This window comes from Deinococcus marmoris DSM 12784, from assembly GCF_000701405.1.
Lineage (GTDB): Bacteria > Deinococcota > Deinococci > Deinococcales > Deinococcaceae > Deinococcus > Deinococcus marmoris.
In genome coordinates this window covers 1-17784 of sequence record NZ_JNIV01000040.1, presented here as the reverse complement: position 1 = coordinate 17784, position 17784 = coordinate 1, and the positions used below count along the sequence as shown (strand labels likewise).

Below are 17784 nucleotides of genomic sequence, written 5' to 3'. Positions count from 1 at the left end.
TTCGCGCATGACCCCTCAGAATCGTCTCCAGAGCTTTCGCCAGCGCGGCGGCGATCTGGTGGCCGCGCAATTTGTGCTGATTGGGCTGGTGGCGCTGAGCGGGCGGAAGCGCAAGAGTGTCGGTAGCTTTCAGAAATTGGCGGGTCTGACGCTGATGGGACTGGGCGGCGCAGTCGTGATCGGCAGCGGGCGCACGCTGGGCCGCAATCTCAGCCCCCTGCCAGAGCCGCTGGACACGGCGCAACTGGTGACCGGCGGGCTGTACGCCCAGATTCGCCATCCGATCTACAGCGGGTTGCTGGCGCTGGGCCTGGGCTGGGGCATCTTGCGGGGCAGTCGGGGGGCGCTGGGCTGGACTGCCGCCCTCGCTGCGCTGTTCCATTTCAAATCTGCCCGTGAGGAAAAGGCACTGCTGGTGCGCTTTCCCGACTACGCGGCTTACCGCAAACGGACGAAGCGATTCGTGCCAGGAGTGATTTAACTCAACTCTGGCGTCCCAGTCCCCGGCCCCAGCAAGGGCAGAGGGCGGGGCGGGGGCGTGTACACCTGATGGGCGGAAACGCTGACGAATTCCAGTTCGGGATAGCGCAGCGCCGTGAGCGCATTTCCGAACGCGCAGCCCGTATCGATGTCCACCGTGCGGTTAATCCAGACGGGCGCAGATACGGGTGTATGGCCGTACACCACGATGGCCTGCCCGTTATATTCGGCGGCCCAGTCACGGCGGATCGGCAGGCCCAGTTCATCGCGGCTGCCGTCCACATCGCCGTACAGCGCAAAACTGCGGACCCGGCTGGCAATTCGGCCCTGATACTTCCCAGGCAGTCCGGCGTGGGCCGCCACCACTCGCCCGCCGTCCAGTACCAGATGGCTGGGCAGGCTGCCGATAAAGGCGCGGGCCTGTGCCCTGAAGTCCTCGCCCGCAACGTCCATCTGTTCCAGCGTGCCGTCCAGGCCGTGCATGGCCCTGACCGCCTTGCCGTCCAGCGCACGGGCCAGTTTCTCGTCGTGATTGCCTGGCACGCACAGCGCCGCGCCCGACGCCGCCATGCCCATGACCACGCGCAATACGCCTGCGCTGTCTGGCCCCCGGTCCGTCAGATCGCCCAGAAAGACGGCGGTGCGGCCCGCTGGCGGCCTGACCCCCGAATAGCTGACGCTGTAGCCGAGTTTGCCCAGCAACTCCAGCAGTTCGGGCAGGCAGCCGTGGACGTCGCCAATGAAATCGAAGGGGCCGGGCAGGTCGCGGCGGTCCGGCGGCAGCGGCACCCGCACGATCTGTGCGTCATCAATCTCGGCCACCGAGCGCAGAACGTACACCTGACGAAAGCCCTCTTTCTGCAAGCCGCCCAGCGTGCGCCGCAGTTCGGCGAATTCGGGGAGGATGGCGGTGGGGTCCACTCCCAGATGCACGGCCCGTTCCTCCAGCACCTGCCGGGGCAGATCAAGAACGATGGCGACGGCGGGCAGATCGTGGGCGCGCGACGCCTCCAGCACACGCCGCCGTTCGTCGGGGCGGGTCAGGGGAGCGTCTATCACGGTCAGTTCGCCGCGTGAAAGTCGGCGCTCCAGCTCCGGCAGAAAATCGCCGGACAGCACCTCTTCAGGCCCGAAATGCTGTGCCGCGAAGGTGCTTTTGCCCGCAGCGGGTGCGCCGATCAGGGCAATCACGCTGGGAGAGGGGAGCTGGAGGAGGGAGGGATCGGTCATGGGCAGACTGGGCAATGATGTTGACACATCGGTGGGGCGGAGGTTGACAACGCTCAGGCTGCGGGGTCAGCCCGGCAGGGTGTCCCAGACGATTCGGACCTCGCGCAGTTCCCCCTCGGTCTTCTCGCCCGCCTCACGTCCGCCCTGGCGCAAGTACCACCCCCGCGTGGGGTTGGCATCCAGTACCCACAGGGCCAGATTGTGGAAACCGTCTGCCTTCAGCGTCCGCACTATCTCCCCGAACAGTGCCCGCCCCAGCCCCCGGCCCTGTGCCGATTTCAGCGCGTACAGCGTCATCAATTCCATCTCAAAACCGGGATGATCGCGGGCCGGGCCAGCCGAGGCGAAGGCCACCACCTCCCCGTCCTGCTCGGCCACCAGCACCGTTTCTGAATTTTGCGAGATGGTGCGTTCCCAGCTCATTTCGCGCCGCCCCCGCATTTCCTCGCCCGTCATACGGTCCAGAAAGTCGTCGGGCATCAGGCCCGCGTAGGTTTCTCGCCAACTGGTGACGTGAATGCGGGCGATGGCCGGAGCGTCGGCGGGAGTGGCGGGGCGGATGGTGGGGGGCGGGTCAGTCATGGCTGAGTGTAAAACGCATGGAGAGCGGGCCAATCGAGAATCCGATTCTCCGTCTGCCGCTATACTCCTCCCCGATGCTGTCTGCCCTGCGTGAATTCGCGTACCTGACCGCGCCCTCGGCCCCCACGTACCGCGCGCTGATGCGGCTGTTCTACGAGGCGCACCTCAAGCAGCAGCACACCCTGCCGCCCGACGAGGTGCTGGCGGGAATCGAGGATTCAGACCTTGACCTGACCCCTGAAGCGCTGCTGCTCGATCTGGACGCCTTAGTGGCCTGGGGCAACCTGGGGCGGCGGCGCGACACCCGCCGGGTGGGTTCGTTGGCCGAGTACGCCCGCAAGCGCGACCTGTACTACGCCACGGCGCGCGGCCTGGCCATCGAGGGCTTTCTGGACGCGGGTCTGGACGCCGCCGAGGAAACCGTGGCGGTGGGGGCCGGGATCGTCAGCGGCATGGAGCGGCAGTGGGCACATCTGGCCGAATTGCTGAGCGCCCCGGAGCTGCACCCCGACGAGTTGGAGGCGAGCTGGGCCAACCTCGTGCGCGATTTCGTGGCGCTGTCGGGCGACGTGCGGCTGCTGGCCCTGAACCTGGAACGCAAGCTGAGCCTGGAAGCCCTGGACGATTTTCTGGAGTTCAAGGACGCGGTGCGCTCGTATGTGGAGCGATTGGCCGCCGAGCTGGCCGGGCCGGGTCGCCGCCTGCGCGCGGGTTTGCAGGAGCTGTCGCCTGATCTCCGTTCACGTTTGCTGAATACAGTAGCCGGGGTGCGAGCGGGCCGCCTGACACGCGGCGCGGGTGTGCTGGACGCAGAGCAGGCCGGGCGCATCACCGGGCGCGAGTGGGACGGCCTGCTGGGCTGGTTCTCGCGCCGCGCCGAACAGGGCGACGGCCTGGAATACGGCGTGGTGGCCCTGCGCGGGGCGGTGTCGCGGGTGCTGGCCTTCGTGGACGCGGTTCACCGCACCCGCGAGCTGGGCCTGGGCCGCGCTGGGGTCCTGGCCGAACTGGCCGCCCACCTGGTTGACCTGCCCGACGCCCCCACGGCGCGCGAGGAACTGGCGCGCGCGCTGGGGTTGTCCGCGCCGCTGCACGCCCCTGGCGTTCCTCCCGCACAGGTCGTCCACGACGCCTGGGTCACGCCCACCGAGTCGGTGCTGCTGTCTGCGGTGCAAAAGGGCAAGGTGGCCGAACGTTTCAGCGCGGATGTCGGCGAGGTTAGCCGCGAGGCCAAACGCGCCGCGAGGGACGCCCTGCAAGCCGAACGCCGCCGCCAGAGGCTGTTGCTGGAATTGTTCGAGGACGGGCAACTGGATCTGGACGGCCTGACCCTGCCCGACGCTGCCATGCTGCCCGAAGTTCTGGCGTGGCTCTCGGCGGGGTTGCACGCGGCCCATGACCCCGAAAGTGGTGCAGACGGCGGCGCGGGCCTGACGCCGGGGCCGCAGGGCCATCAGGTGCGCGTATCGCTGACCTCTTCCCCCGCCCTGCTGCGCGTGCCGGACGGAACGCTGTGGATCGAGCGCGGCGCGGCGCTGGAGCTGCTGGGCCAGCCGGAGGGGGTGCGGTGACCTCTTCTTACCTGTCTGCCCTCGAAGCGTCTATCCAGAGCGTCCCCACCGCGTTGACCCAGGCCGCCCGTACCCTGCTGGGAACCCCGCTGCTCACCGAGGGCATGGACGGCTTCCGCGAAACGTATGCCTGGCGCACCGAATTGCGGGCCTTCTTTGCCCGCACCGCCGCGCTGACCGTGCAAATTGGCCCCGGCGTGCTGAGGCTGGTGCTGCCGCCCCCTTTTCCCGAAGGCGGACGCGCCTGGGACGGCCTGAAATCCCCGCGCGCCGCCGCGCTGGTGGTCTGGACGCTGTGGTATCACGAATACCTGGGCGTGCGGCTGGGCGAGGTGGCGCAGTTCAGCCTCTCGGAACTGGCCGCCGCCATCGCGGCCAATTCGGGCGCGGGTGATCTGGATTTCAGCGTGCTGGCAGACCGCCGCGCCCTCCTCCAGGCCATCCGCACGCTGGCCGAGGTGGGTGCGTTGCGGGTGCTGGACGAGGACGCCTCTCGCTGGGAGGGCGGTGCGGACGAGGGTTTGCCCGATGGCGGCGCGCTGCTGGAATTCTCCCCCGCCGCGCCGTACCTGATTAGCCTGCCGCCGCCGCTGCCCGTGACCCCGGCGCAGCGGGCGGTGCGCGCCCTGCTGTGCGGCCCGGCCCTGACGCGGGCGCAGGACGAAGGAGCCTTCGCGGTGCTGGCAGACACCGAAACCGTGCCGGAACTGGCCGAAGTGCAGCGCACCCTGGGCTGGACGCTGGACGTTCATGGCCCCTACGCCCTGCTGCTGCGCGAGGGCGTCACGCACGGGCTGGCCGCGCGCTGGGCACCGGGCCGCAGCGTGCCAGGAGCCGCCGCCCTATTGCTCCTGCGCGCCGTCCGCGCCGAGGTGGAGGCCGGGAAGCTCAGGCCCGACGCCCAGGGCCGATTGACCCTCTCGCAGACCCGGCTGTACACCCTGCTGGACGGCGTGCGCGATGAATATCGCTCGCGCTGGGGCGAACAGGGCAAACAGGGCGGCGAGAAGCTGCTGTCCGGCGTCTTGCAGTTGTGGCGCGAGTGGGGCGGTGTGGCGCGCATGGACGAGGGCAGCCTGACCCTGGAACCCCACTTGGCCCGCTTCGACGCCGGCTATGAGGACGAGGGCCGCACGCTGTTGACCCCGGCGCGGCGGGGACGGCGGAAGGGGTGAAAGCAATGGAACTTATGCAAAATGCGGAAAAGATTGGGATGTATGGGCCGGAAAGTGGCTCTGGAACGCAGCTTCGTCTCACCCCCTCCCCAACCCTCCCCCATAAAGAGGGAGGGAGAAAAGGACGTGTTGATCGGCATGTCGGGTGGTTTCGCATAAATCCTAAGCAAGTGCCCTGCTATTTCCCTCTCCTCTCGTGGGCTGAGCGCCACACACATTTTTCTAATCTGTAGGAATGTCGTTTTCTACCTCGTCAGCTCAAGTCGATGTCCCGCGTTGTGGTTTCCGTGATGTTCGACTGAATCGCCGTTCAGAGCAGTTTTTTCAGGCTCTTGCTCGTCATCCCGATGCCACCATTCAGCAGCTCGCGATCACCCGTGCCGAGGAAGCGGCTTACAGCCGCTTTTTACACAACCCTTCGACCCACATTGACCTTCTCATTTCTGGCATCGTCACTGATACCCATCAACGGCTGCGCGAGCAAGCCCATGACCACTTATTGATCGTCGGCGACACGTCCGAAGTCAATCTTCAGGCACAAAAGGGCTATCACCATGCCCGTGGTTTGGGCGTGACGGGGAACAACACCGCCCCAGGCTTCTTCATTCATCAAGGCATCGCTTTGGATCCACAGCACGGCCAACCTCTCGGGTGTGCTGCACTGGCGCTGTGGACGCGCAAAGGCGGATCACATGACCGGCGTGACCGGGAATCACAGAAATGGTTTGACGTGATCGGTGCGGTGGATGGGGGTTCACCCCGCCTCGCCAAGCAGCTTACGTTCATCAACGACAGAGAAGGGGACATTTTTGCGCTGTGGCAGATGGTTTTCGTGAAGAGCCATCACCTCCTCACTCGGGCCAAGCAAGATCGCCGTATTGCCATTTCCCCAGCTTGCCCCACGGGCAAGCTGTTCGCCGATCTCGCCGGGCAGCCTCTCGCAGCCACATTTGAGCTGGACATTCCCGCAGATCGAAAAACGAGGCGCACCGCACGGCACAGCACAATGGAACTGCGCTGGACGACTGTCTCCCTTCTCCAACCCAAAAAAACCCGCCAACAGGCCGAACACATCGTGTTGAGCGCGCTGGAAGTGCGTGAACGTGCCGAAGACGTCCCGCCTGGACAAAAGCCCCTGGTGTGGATTCTGTTGACGACCCATTCCATCAATAAGCTCCAGGACGCACTCCAGCTCATTCAATGGTACGTCTACCGTTGGCGTGTGGAGGATGTCTTTTCAGCGTTGAAGACGCGAGGTGCCGATTTGGAGAGCAGTACCTTGCATCATGGGGAAGCCCTGATGAAACTGGGGGTGATGACCCTCTGGAGTGCCAATCGACTGACCGCGCTCGTCAAGCACCGCAACGATGCCATCACCTCTGCCCGCGAGTTCTTCCTGGAGGAAGAACTCGCCTGTATGGACAGCATCTGCCCCATTCTTGAAGGCCGCACTGACAAACAGCGCAATCCCCATCCCCACCACTCTGTCGCCTGGGCCATTTGGATCCTGGCGCGGTTGGGCCGCTGGCATGGGAGTGGACTTCCTGGAACCATCACACTCCGCAGAGGACTGGAACGATTTGAGGCGGTATTTCTCGGCTGGAACGCACAACTGAAAATCTGAGAAAGATGTGTGCGGCGCTCAGCCTCTCGTGGGAGAGGGAGGGAGGCGCGCAGCGCCGGAAGGGTGAGGGGGCCACCCAGCAACCTCAACCCAATCCGCCTGCCCCGCTTTCCCTCCCAGCCTTCAGACCTTCACCCCCCTTCACCCCACCCCCCAACACCCGTTAAACTCAACCCTAATGACCCTCTTTACCGCCCAGGACGTTCAGGGCCTGTTGACGCGCCCGGCGCGCGGGCTGCTGCCCACCCGGCTGATTCTGGTCAATTACTGGCTGTATCCGGTGCAGGTGTTTCATTTTGTGGCGGGGCGGCTGTTCCTGACCGGCCACAACGGTTCGGGCAAATCCACGGCGCTCACGGCGGCCATCACGCTGCTGCTGGACGGCGACAGCGCGCCCGCTCGCCTGGACCCATTCGGTGGGCAGCGGCGGCATCTGCGCTATTACCTGCTGGGCGGCCCCGACGCCGGATTCCAGGAGCGCGGACGGCGCTCGTATCTGGCGCTGGAATTCCGCACGCCGGAAGGCGAATACCAGACCATCGGCCTGGGGCTGTCGGCCAGCGAGGGCAGCACCAACATCGGCAAATGGGGCTTCTGGGTGCCGGGCCGCGTGGGAACCGGGCAGGAGGAAGACGGCGTCAGCCTCGATCTGGTGGACGCGGGCCAGCCCCTGACCGAGCGGGTGTTGCGCGAACGGGTCACGCGCCTGGAGCCGCAGCCGGGCGAGTTCGCCTCCGGGCAGGGCGAGTACGCGGGCGTGGTGCGCCGCCGGATTTACGGGGCCGGAGAGCGCGATTTTCAGGACACCCTGGATCTGCTGCTGACCGTGCGCGGCAGCAAACTGGGCCGCGAGGTCCGCCCCGCCCAGATCGCCGAATTGCTGCGCCGTTCGCTGCCCCCGCTGTCGGCGGGCGTGACCGGCAAGCTGGCCGACGGCATCGAGAGGTTGGATCGCCACTCCGAACGCCTGCGCCTGCTGGACACCCAGACCGAGGCCGCGCGCCGCGTCGCCACCGCCAACTTTCACGCCGCCCTGACCGCCGCCCGTCTGGCCTGGAAACGCCGCCACGACAGCGCTGCGTGGGCAGACACCGCAAAGACCGAACTGGAGGCGACGCGTGCCGAGGCGGCCACCCAGGCAACCCTCCTGACCGAGCTGGCCGCGCAGGAAGCCACATTGATCCACGATTCCGGGGCTGTGCGCGTGGAATTGGAGGCGCTGGAAGACGCGGCCAGCGGCCAGGAAAACCAGCTCGGCAACACCGAGCGCAAGCTGGCCGAGGTGCGCGCCGCGCTGGAGCAGAACCGGGGCCGCATTCGCCGCGAGCGCGAGCGTGAGGAACGCACCCGCACCCGCCAGAGCGAGACCACCGCCGCCCACGAGGCCGACACGGCGGCGCTGGCTGGCCTGGAAACCGAAATCGCCGCCCGGCCCTGGTGGGATGGTGAGGACAGCCTGCCCGCCCGCGCCGCCGCCCTGGACGCTGCCGAAACGGCCTTCAAGGTCTACGAGCGAGACACCGAACGCCTGAGCGAACGCCAGGACGCCGCCGCGCGGGCCGCCGAGCAATCGACGCTGGCCCGCCAGAGCCTCGAAGACCGAACCGCCGCGCTGGAAGCCGTCCTGACCGATACGGGCGCGCAACTCACGGCCCGCGCACAGGCGCTGAACTGGGCGGGTCAGGAGCTGCCGCCCCAGGCCACCGATGCCTACGCAACCGCCCTGGAAACGACGGTGGAAATCGCCGATGCCTTTGCCTCCATCGCGGACGCGGGCGCAGAGCTGCTGGCTGCGGCCCGTGAGGACGGCGCGCTGTCGCGGGAGCGCGTGCGGGCGCTCCAGGTTGAGCAGAGCGAATTGCAAGACCGCCTGGAGCGCCTCCAGAACCAGAGCGGGGCCGAGCCGCCGTTGCCTGCTGCCCGCGCCCGTGCGCTGGACGAACTGCGTGGCGCGGGGATCGCGGCCCAGCCGTTCTACCGTCTGGTCAAACCGCTGGACGGTGCGGGTGAGCTGGGCCTGCTGGAAGGCGCGCTGCTGGCCTCCGGGCTGCTCACGGCGCTGGTGGTGCCTGCCGATCAGCATGCGGGGGCGCTGGACGTGCTGCGCCGCGCGAACCTGGCCGATGCGCTGCTGTCTGCGGGTGCGGCCATCAAGGCCAAGAAAGACAGTCTGCGTGCCGTTCTGGAACCGGAGGAGGACGCCCCAGACGGCGTGCTGGAGATCCTGGGCAGCCTCTCCCTGAAGCCGGGCAGCAGTTCGGCGGGTCTGGACGCATCGGGCCACTGGCACAACGGCGTGCTGGCGGGCGGCGCGTCCGACGAGGGGCTGCGTTTTCTGGGAGCGGCGGCGCGCGAACGGGAGCGCGAACGCCAACTGGCCCTGCTGGCCGAGGGGCTGGAACTGGTGGAAGACCGCCTGGACAGTGCGCAGGCCGAGCTGGAGATGCTGGAAACCGCGCTGGCGCAGCTCGAAAGCGAACTGGATTACCTGCGCGGCCCGCGTGACCTGAGCCAGCAGCGCCGCACTGCCGCCCGTGGGCGTGACGAGGCCCTGAACACCCTGACCCTCCGCAGCGAGGCGCAGGAGCTGGCGCTGGCCGCACTGGCCGAGGCCCAGGCCCGCGCCGCTGGGGCAGGCGAGGCGCTGGAACTGGCCTTCGCGCCGCTGGCCCTGGATGCCGATGCCGGGCGCGACAGCCTGAACGCTGCGCAGAACGATTACCGCGACGCCGCCGCGCAGTGGACGCAGACCCGGAATCTGCGCGAACGGCTGGAACGTGCCGGGGCCGATCTGGAGACGCTGGCGGCGGAGCTGCTCGAACACGCCGCCGAACTGACTGAGCTGGAAACCGAACGCCAGACCGCCGAGGCCACCCGCGACGCCCTCCAGGCCACGCTGCTGCAACTGCGCGCCCAGCACGACGCCCCCGACGCCGCCAAACTGCGCGCCCGCCTGAACGAGCTGCGGGGCCGGGCGCGCGAGCTGGAGCGCAGCAGTCAGAACCTCAGTCGCCAGCGCATCGCTGCCGAGGAACGCGGACGCTTGGCCGCCGAACGCCTGCCCGGTTTGCAGGGGGCCAGTGAAGCCGCCGCCCTGGCCCTGGCCGAAGCCATCCGCACCCTGGACGAGCGCCGCGCCGCCCACCCGCGCCTCGCGGAAGACCATCCCGAACCCGCCGATCTCACCCTCAGCGTCTCCGAAACAGACCGCCAGGCCGCCGACTACGCGCTGCGCGAGGAATACGACGCCGCGCGGCCCATGCTGGAAGCGCCGTTCAGCTATCACCCGCGTTTCACGCCCGAAGGCCCCCGCTTCTCGCACGACGGCCAGACCCTCATGCCCGACGCCCTGCTGTCGTATCTGGCCGGGGAACTGGACGCCGCCCGCGCCCTGCTGACCGAGGAGGAGGCCCGCGTCTTCCACGCCGAGCTGATCCGCGAACTGGTGGAGGAGCTGGATCGCAAGCAGCGCGAGGCCGCCAACTGGGTGGCGGGCATCCGTGCCACGCTGGACAAACTGCGCTTCCATGACGAGCGCTTGGACCTGGAAGGCCGCCCCCGCGCCCCCGCCGGGCAGCCTGCCGAAGCGCTGGCCCGCAGCGTCAATGGCCGGATTGACCCCAGCCACCAGAATGAGGCGTGGTGGTCAGGCGTGCGTGATGAGTTGCAGACCGTGGTGCGAGACCTCCAGGCCCGCGCGGGCGCGGATTCCATGCTGTCCTTCGCGCAGGAGCTGGAGCGGGCGCTGGACTACCGCGAGTGGATCGACTTCACCTTCCTGTCGGTCACGCCGTCCGGCAAGAAGGAAATCACAGATCGCACCTTTGCCCAGCGCAGCGGCGGCGAACGCAGCGCCGTGCTGTACACCTTCCTGTTTGCCGCCCTGGGCGCGCGTTTTGACCAACTGGGACCGCGTGTGCCTCGCCTGATCGGGCTGGACGAGGCGTTTGCGGGTATGGACCTCGCCAACATCGGCGCGCTGTACCGCGTCATGGACGATCTGGAACTGTCGTGGATCGCCACCAGCGAACGCCGCATCGATCTGTCCCCCGCCCTGAGCGGAGCCGCCACCTACCAACTGATCCGCGTCGCCACCGCCCGGGGCAGCAGCGTGGGTAGCCTGTGCTTCGTCTGGGACGGCCAGTCGGCGCAGGAAGGGCGTAAATACGGGCTGGCGGATTAGCGGGAGAAGGGTTGATAGTGGGCGGTGTTTTGCTTTTTCCCTTCTCTCCTTGTGGGAGAGGGGCCTTGCGAAGCAAGGGGGTGAGGGACCACCGAGCAGGCCCCAACCTGAGCAAGATGCAACGCCTTTATTCCACCCCAGACAGACCGCGCCCCACATCCGCCAGCAATTCCGCTAACAGGTTCTCCTGATGCGCGCCGACGCCGCTTATAGCCAGCGCCTCCACCAGACCCGGAAACTCTGCGCGGTACGGCGTGGGATCGCCCCGCAGTGGGGCCGCGCCGCGCGAACAGGCCAGGGCGTGCGCCCCCGCGTCCATGTGCCACGGCTGCCAGTCCAGCGCGTGGCGGCGCAGCAGGGAAGAGGCGATTCGCAGCCCGCCCAGATCGAGGTCACAACTCAGATAAACGCGGGTATCTGCGGGCAGCCGCGACAGCAGCGCGGAGGCGGCGGCGCTGGGCTGCCCACTGGTACACAGCAGTGGCGCGTGCGGGTGCGCGGCGTGCAGTGCCTCGAACACGCTGGGATTTTCCACCGCCCACAGCATGCCTCTAGGTGCTTGAAAGGTGCTGGCCCCAACTTCCCGCCACGGCAGCGCCAGACAGTGTCCCGCCGCCGCATTCAGCCACGCCGGGCCGCGCAGATTGGCAACCAGAACGGTGCTGCTCACGCCGTCGCGCTCCGGCTCGGGGATGTCCAGCGCCTTCAGGGAGGCCCGCAACAGGTTGCCCGCCAGCGTACCCATGTCCAGCGCGTGCGCGTCGCCGCTCAGGTGGGCGGCCAGCACCGGGTAACTCAGCGTTTCGGCCCGCGTGACCGCCAGCGCATCACTGACGAGCCGGAGGGTGGCCTGCAAATCCCCATTCCCATTTCTCAGCGCCGCCCGCAGAAGTGCCGCGCCCGCCGTGTCCTGCCTGAGCGCCGTCTGCCACGGCAAATCCTCTATGCTCGCCAGCAGCTCTGCCCACTGCGCCTCAAAGTCCTGTCTGGCCTGCCGCCGAACCACCACAGGCGAACCGTTCAGGGTGTCCAGCAGTTCCGGCAACGACACGGCGTAGCGGCTGGCCTGCAAGGCGGCGTCCAGCGCGGCCAGATCGAGCGTCTTGCGTTCCTGCCGTCCGGTCAGCCGTGAGAGCGCGGCCCAGGCGTCTGCACTCAGCTCCGGGCGCGAGCGGCCCAGTTCTCCCGTGCGGCGGTAGCGGCGCAGGGCGGCGTCCAGCACAGGCCGCAGCCCGGCGTGGGTCAGGGCGCTCAGGATGTCGTCGGGGGGCATGGCGCGGCCAGTGTAATGCGGATGGGTGACCCTGCCCGGTAGCCCTCGTCGTTACACGCCTGCCACCGATGAACCACTCACCACAAGTCCTGCACCTGTGGCCGGATCAGGCGGTCATACACGGCTGCCACGCCGCGCATCGCCTCCTCACTCAGCGGCGGCAGATCGGCGGCGCGGGCGTTGGCCTCGGCCTGGGCGGCATTCTTGGCCCCCGGTATGGCGCAGCTCACTTCGGGAAACATCAGAATCCAGCGCAGGGCGAACTCGGCCAGGGTTAGGTCTTCGGGAACGAGCGGGCGCAGTTCGTCCACCGCTTGCAGGCCCGTTTCAAAGTCCACGCCGGAGAAGGTCTCGCCCCTGTCGAACGCCTCGCCGTGCCGGTTGAAATTGCGGTGGTCATCCGACGCAAAGCTGCTCTGGGGGGTCATCTTGCCGGTCAGCAGACCGCTCGCCAGTGGCACGCGGGCCAGGATGCCCACATTCGCTTCCCGCGCCTCCGCGAAGAACTGTTCGGCGGGCTTGAGGCGGAAGGCGTTGAAGATGATCTGCACGGTGGAGACGTTGGGATGCTTGATGGCGGTCAGCGCCTCGTCTACCGTTTCCACGCTGACGCCGTAGGCCCGCAGCAGCCCTTCCCCCACGAAGCCGTCCAGCACGCCGAAGACTTCATCCCGCTCGTAGACTTCCGGCGGCGGGCAGTGGAGCTGGAGCAGGTCTATGGTCTCGGTTTCCAGATTTTGCAAGCTGCGCTCAATGAAGCCGCGCAGATTTTCCCGGTTGTAACCGCCCGCCGTATGCGGGTCCAGGCGGCGTCCGGCCTTGGTTGCCACGCAAAAGGCTTCCGGGCGCTCGCGCCGTAGCCGGGCGATCAGGCGTTCGCTGCGCCCGTCGCCGTACACGTCGGCGGTGTCGAAGAAATTGATCCCCAGGTCAAGTGCCTTGTGAAGCGCGGCCATCGCGTCGGCCTCGCTGACCTCGCCCCAGGTGCCGCCGATGGCCCAGGCCCCGAAGCTGATGCTGGACACGTCGTAGCCGGTTTTGCCGAGTGTGCGCTGTTGCATGGGGGGAGTTATAGCGCGGCGCAGAGAAGTTCTGTGTTCTGGGCGGGCGAGAGTCAAAGCCCCGTCAACCCCTCCCCGTCACTGAAACCCGTCCCCGCCCCGGCCTATCCTTAAAGCATGACCGCGCCCGCCGATTCTGCTCCTCACATCCACCTGCCGGACGGCTCGTGCTGCGCACCCACCGAGTACAGCGGACGCTTCGCGCACCTGCACCAGCACACGCAATACAGCCTGCTGGACGGCGCGGCCAAGCTCAAGGATTTGCTGAAATGGGTGAAAGAGGTCACGCCGGAGGGCCAGGACGCCGCCTGCGCCATGACCGATCACGGCAACATGCACGGCGCGGTCCATTTCTACAACTATGCGCAGGCCGCCGAGGTCAAGCCGATCCTGGGTTACGAGGCCTACGTGGTGCCGGGCATGGGCACGCGCCGCGACAAGAAGCCCGGCGTCAGCGGTGAGAAGGGCATCTTTCACCTGACGCTGCTGGCCCGCGACTTCGAGGGCTACCAGAACCTGTGCCGCCTGAGCAGCCGGGGCTACACCGAGGGCTACTACTACAAGCCGCGCATCGACCACGAACTGCTGACCGAACACCACAAGGGCATCATCGCCTTCTCCGGCTGCCTGGGTTCGGAGGTGCAGCAACTGCTGATGCAGGGGCGCGAGGCCGAGGCCAAACAGCGCATGCTGTGGTACCGCGACTTATTCGGAGAGAACTACTTCATCGAGATTCAGGATCACGGGCTGCCCGAACAGAAGAGGAACAACCCGATCCTGAAAGCCTGGGCGCAGGAGCTGGGCATCGGCATGGTAGCCACCAACGACGGCCACTACGTCAAGAAGTCCGACGCCACCGCGCACGAAACGCTGCTGGCGATTCAGACGAAAGCCACGCTGGCCGACGAGAACCGCTTCAAGTTTCCCTGCGACGAGTTCTACGTCAAGGATCTGGACGAGATGCGCCGCGCCCTGCCGCCCTCGGAGTGGGGCGAGGAAGTCTTCGACAACACCGCCCGGATTGCCGATCTGTGCAATGTGGACCTCCCGGTGGGCAAGAAGCGCGTGTACCAGATGCCCGCGCTGCCCATTCCCGAAGGCCGCACGATGGCCGAGGAACTGCGTATCCAGACGTATGCCGGGAGCCTCAAGCGCTACCCGCACCACGTCACGGGGGCGCTGCTGCGCGAGTACGCCGTGCGGAGTCTGGCGGCGCTGGAGATTGGCGAGCGCGAACGGGTGCTGGAACGCACCGAGGGCTGCGACGCCCGCACCTGTGACGAGGCGACGCTGCTGACGCTGATTGCCTTCCTGGGCAGCGAGTGGGAGGCGCGTGGCAAGGCGGCGGGCGAGAAATACACCCTCTACCCGGCGCTGGAAGTGATGGAGCGGGCGGCGGAAGAAGGCCCCCTGCCCGACTACGCCTGCACCGACTGGCAGCGCAGCAAAGGGGAGGCCAGCGATACGGCCATCCAGCTCGATCCTGGCAGCGAGGAAGAGACCACCTGCCGCGCGCACCACACGCACGCCCTTGTGCTGCTGCGCCGCGCCGAATACGAGCTGAGCGTCATCAACAACATGGGCTTTCCCGACTACTTCCTGATCGTGGCCGATTACATCAACTGGGCCAAGGACCAGGGCATCAGCGTGGGGCCGGGGCGCGGTTCGGGGGCGGGATCGCTGGTGGCCTACGCCATGCGGATCACCAACCTCGATCCGCTGGAATTCGAGCTGCTGTTCGAGCGTTTTCTGAATCCTGACCGTATTTCCATGCCCGATTTCGACATCGACTTCAACGACGCCCGCCGCATCGAGGTCATCCAGTACGTGCAGGACAAGTACGGCGAGGACAAGGTGGCGCAGATTGCCACCTTCGGGACGATGGCGAGCAAGGCGTGCCTGAAGGACGTGGCGCGCGTGATGGGCCTGGAATACGCCAAAGTCGATAAGGTCAGCAAGCTGATTCCGATCAAGTTCGGCAAGAGCTATTCGCTGGAGCAGGCGCGGGACGCCGTGCCGGACATCGCGCAGATGCTGGAAAGCGACGCGCAGTTGCTGGAAGCCTACGAGTTCGCGCAGAAGCTGGAGGGGCTGACGCGCCACGCCTCCGTCCACGCCGCCGGGGTGGTCATCGGGCGCAACAGACTGACCGATCTGGTGCCGGTGATGCGCGACACCTCCGGCATGGGCATGGTCTGCCAGTACGACATGAAGGCCGTGGAGGACATCGGCCTGATCAAGATGGATTTCCTGGGCCTGCGAACGCTGAGCTTTCTGGACGAGGCCAAACGCATCATGCGCGAGTCTCAGAAGATCGAGATCGACTTCGACGCCATTCCCTTCGACGACGCCAAAACGTATGAGCTGATGAGCCGGGGCGACACCAAGGGCGTGTTCCAGTTGGAAGGCGCGGGCATTGCCGATGCGTCGCGTCGCCTGAAACCGCGCCGTCTGGCCGACATCATCGCCCTGAGCGCCCTGTACCGCCCCGGCCCGATGGAAAACATTCCCACCTACGTTCGCCGCCACCACGGGCTGGAGGAAGTCGATTACGTGCGCGACGGGTTTCCCAACTCCGCACAGTTTCTGGAAAAGATCCTGTCGGAAACCTACGGCATTCCGGTGTATCAGGAACAGATCATGCAGATCGCCTCGGAAGTCGCGGGTTTCAGCCTGGGCGGGGCCGATCTGCTGCGCCGCGCGATGGGCAAGAAAGACGTGGCGGAGATGGCTAAACAGCGTGACTTGTTTGTCGCGGGTGCGAAAACCAATGAAGTTCCGAAGGATGAGGCTAATAAGCTCTTCGATTTGCTGGATGCGTTTGCGAACTACGGATTCAACAAGTCTCATAGTGCCGCATACGGCGTTATTACTTACCAGACCGCCTGGCTCAAAGCAAACTACCCCGTCGAATTCATGGCGGCTCTATTAACCGTAGAAAGGCGCGATTCCGACAAGGTGGCCGAGTACATTTCCGATGCGCGCAAGATGGCCGTGAAGGTGCTGCCGCCGGACATCAACCGCTCTGCGCCAGATTTCGCGGTGGCGGGCGAGGAAATCCTGTTCGGGATGTACGCCATCAAGGGGCTGGGCGAGGCCGCCGTGCAGCGCATTCTGGAGGAACGTGAGCGCGGCGGGCGTTTCAAGTCGTTTGCCGACTTCTGCTCCCGCGTGGACAACAAGACCTGCAACCGCAAGGCGCTGGAAAACCTGATCAAGAGCGGGGCCTTCGACGCCTTCGGGGAGCGGCGGCAACTGCTGGACAGCCTCGAAGTGACGCTGGCCTGGGCGCAGGGGGCCGCCTCCATGATCAGCAGCGGCATGGACGCGCTGTTCGGGCTGGAGGAAACCGCGCCGGAGCCGCCGCTCAAATCAACCTTTACCCCGCTGAGCGATCTGGAACGCCTGAGCATCGAGAAGGACGCGCTGGGCCTGTACATCTCCGGCCACCCGCTGGAGCAGCACGAGGGGCTGCGCGAGGCGGCCAGTTGCCGGATCTCTGACCTGGACACCTGGTTTACCACCCAGAACGTCGCCCCCGGCAAGCGCATTAAAGCGGTGCTGGCGGGCATGGTGGAAAACGTGGTTCGCAAGCCCACCAAATCCGGCGGCATGATGGCCCGCTTCATCCTGGCCGACGAGTCCGGGCAGACCGAGCTGGTGGCCTTTTCGCGCGCCTATGACCGCATTCAGGAAAAGCTGATCAACGACACGCCCGCCCTGGTGATCGTGGAGCTGGAATCCGAGGACGGCGGCCTGCGCGCCATTGCCGAGGAACTGGTGAGCATCGAGCAACTGGCCGAGGTGCCGAAGGTCATGTACGTCAACATCGATCTGGAAACCGCCAGCCCGGACGCCGTGGGCGAGTTTCAGAGCGTGCTGGATGAACATGCGGGCAGTATGCCCACCTACCTGCGGCTGCAAACGCCGGAGCAGTTCGTGGTCTACCAGCTCGATCACGGCATGGGCAGCGCCGACGCGATTCGGGTGCTGAACCAGACCTTCCCGTGGATGGACGCCTATCTGGCCTACGATCAGCAGACCATCCTGGGCCGCTTCGCGCCCAAGCCTCCGGCGTGGATGAACAAGCAGAACGGTGGCGGAGGGATGCGGGCTTAGAGCAACAGTATCTGATTAGCGCCGAAGGGCCATCAGCACGGCCACGGGATCCTCGCCCCGCAGGCGGGCCGTTTCCACCACGCTCTTGATGCGGGTATAGGTGATAGCCCCCAGCAGATTTTTGCTGCACTGAGAGACTTTCCTCGTATCTGATTAGCGCTCCTGACCCGGTGGCCTGAACCGGGCAGGATTCGCTAGAATCGGGGCATGGCCGGGACGCTGACAGAGGGTGATGTGCTGGAGATCATCCGTCAGCAGACCGAGAGATTCGAGCAGTTGGAAGCCGAGAATCACGCGCTACGTGCCGAAAACACTCGTCTGAAAAAGCAAATTGAGGAACTGGAGCGCAAAAGGCACAGCAAATATGCTGCGCCGTTCAGCCGCGAGACGCGCAAGGCTGATCCCCAGCCCCCTGGACGCCGCGCAGGAACGGGAACGTTCACCTACAAGACCCCACCTGAACCTGAACAGGTTCAGGCCACCATC

10 protein-coding genes and 1 pseudogene are annotated in these 17784 nt (G+C 66.4%); 7 read left to right on the top strand and 4 right to left on the bottom strand.

Going from position 1 to position 17784, the window contains the following annotated elements:
- Positions 1–7 precede the first annotated feature (7 nt).
- A complete protein-coding gene (locus Q319_RS0111205; protein ID WP_029482590.1) occupies positions 8–481 on the top strand; it encodes a methyltransferase family protein in 474 nt (157 codons plus the stop codon).
- On the opposite strand, the gene Q319_RS0111200 is transcribed toward Q319_RS0111205, so the two are convergent.
- On the bottom strand, positions 478–1710 hold the full coding sequence (locus Q319_RS0111200) for a metallophosphoesterase (RefSeq protein WP_051655306.1): 1233 nt from the start codon (positions 1708–1710) through the stop codon (positions 478–480). The genes Q319_RS0111205 and Q319_RS0111200 overlap by 4 nt on opposite strands.
- Before the next feature lie 66 nt (positions 1711–1776).
- Positions 1777–2292 carry a GNAT family N-acetyltransferase gene (locus Q319_RS0111195; RefSeq protein WP_029482588.1) on the bottom strand — a complete coding sequence of 172 codons (516 nt, stop codon included), beginning with the start codon at positions 2290–2292 and terminating at the stop codon, positions 1777–1779.
- Positions 2293–2366: 74 nt separating this feature from the next.
- On the opposite strand from Q319_RS0111195, the gene Q319_RS0111190 reads away from it, so the two are divergent.
- From Q319_RS0111190 to Q319_RS0111175, 4 genes are all read left to right on the top strand, one after another.
- Positions 2367–3863 carry a DUF2397 family protein gene (locus tag Q319_RS0111190; RefSeq protein WP_029482587.1) on the top strand — a complete coding sequence of 499 codons (1497 nt, stop codon included), beginning with the start codon at positions 2367–2369 and terminating at the stop codon, positions 3861–3863.
- Positions 3860–5038, top strand: a complete 1179-nt coding sequence (locus Q319_RS0111185; RefSeq protein ID WP_029482586.1) for a DUF2398 family protein — start codon at positions 3860–3862, stop codon at positions 5036–5038. Before Q319_RS0111190 ends, Q319_RS0111185 begins: the two co-directional genes overlap by 4 nt.
- A gap of 235 nt (positions 5039–5273) precedes the next feature.
- On the top strand, positions 5274–6662 hold the full coding sequence (locus Q319_RS27090; protein WP_029482585.1) for an IS4 family transposase: 1389 nt from the start codon (positions 5274–5276) through the stop codon (positions 6660–6662).
- A 178-nt stretch (positions 6663–6840) separates the two neighbouring features.
- Positions 6841–10845, top strand: a complete 4005-nt coding sequence (locus Q319_RS0111175) for an SbcC/MukB-like Walker B domain-containing protein (protein ID WP_029482584.1) — start codon at positions 6841–6843, stop codon at positions 10843–10845.
- Positions 10846–10972: 127 nt separating this feature from the next.
- On the opposite strand, the gene Q319_RS0111170 is transcribed toward Q319_RS0111175, so the two are convergent.
- Together Q319_RS0111170 and Q319_RS0111165 are read right to left on the bottom strand one after the other, a co-directional pair.
- Complete coding sequence (locus Q319_RS0111170; protein ID WP_029482583.1) at positions 10973–12118, bottom strand: DUF2399 domain-containing protein; 1146 nt, start codon at positions 12116–12118, stop codon at positions 10973–10975.
- 77 nt (positions 12119–12195) lie between these two features.
- Complete coding sequence (locus tag Q319_RS0111165) at positions 12196–13179, bottom strand: aldo/keto reductase (protein WP_029482582.1); 984 nt, start codon at positions 13177–13179, stop codon at positions 12196–12198.
- A 117-nt stretch (positions 13180–13296) separates the two neighbouring features.
- On the opposite strand from Q319_RS0111165, the gene dnaE reads away from it, so the two are divergent.
- Both dnaE and Q319_RS24470 read left to right on the top strand, forming a co-directional pair.
- Positions 13297–17298 carry a DNA polymerase III subunit alpha gene (gene dnaE / locus Q319_RS0111160; RefSeq protein ID WP_029482581.1) on the top strand — a complete coding sequence of 1334 codons (4002 nt, stop codon included), beginning with the start codon at positions 13297–13299 and terminating at the stop codon, positions 17296–17298.
- Positions 17299–17505: 207 nt separating this feature from the next.
- A pseudogene (locus Q319_RS24470) lies at positions 17506–17784 on the top strand (IS66 family transposase); the annotation flags it as partial.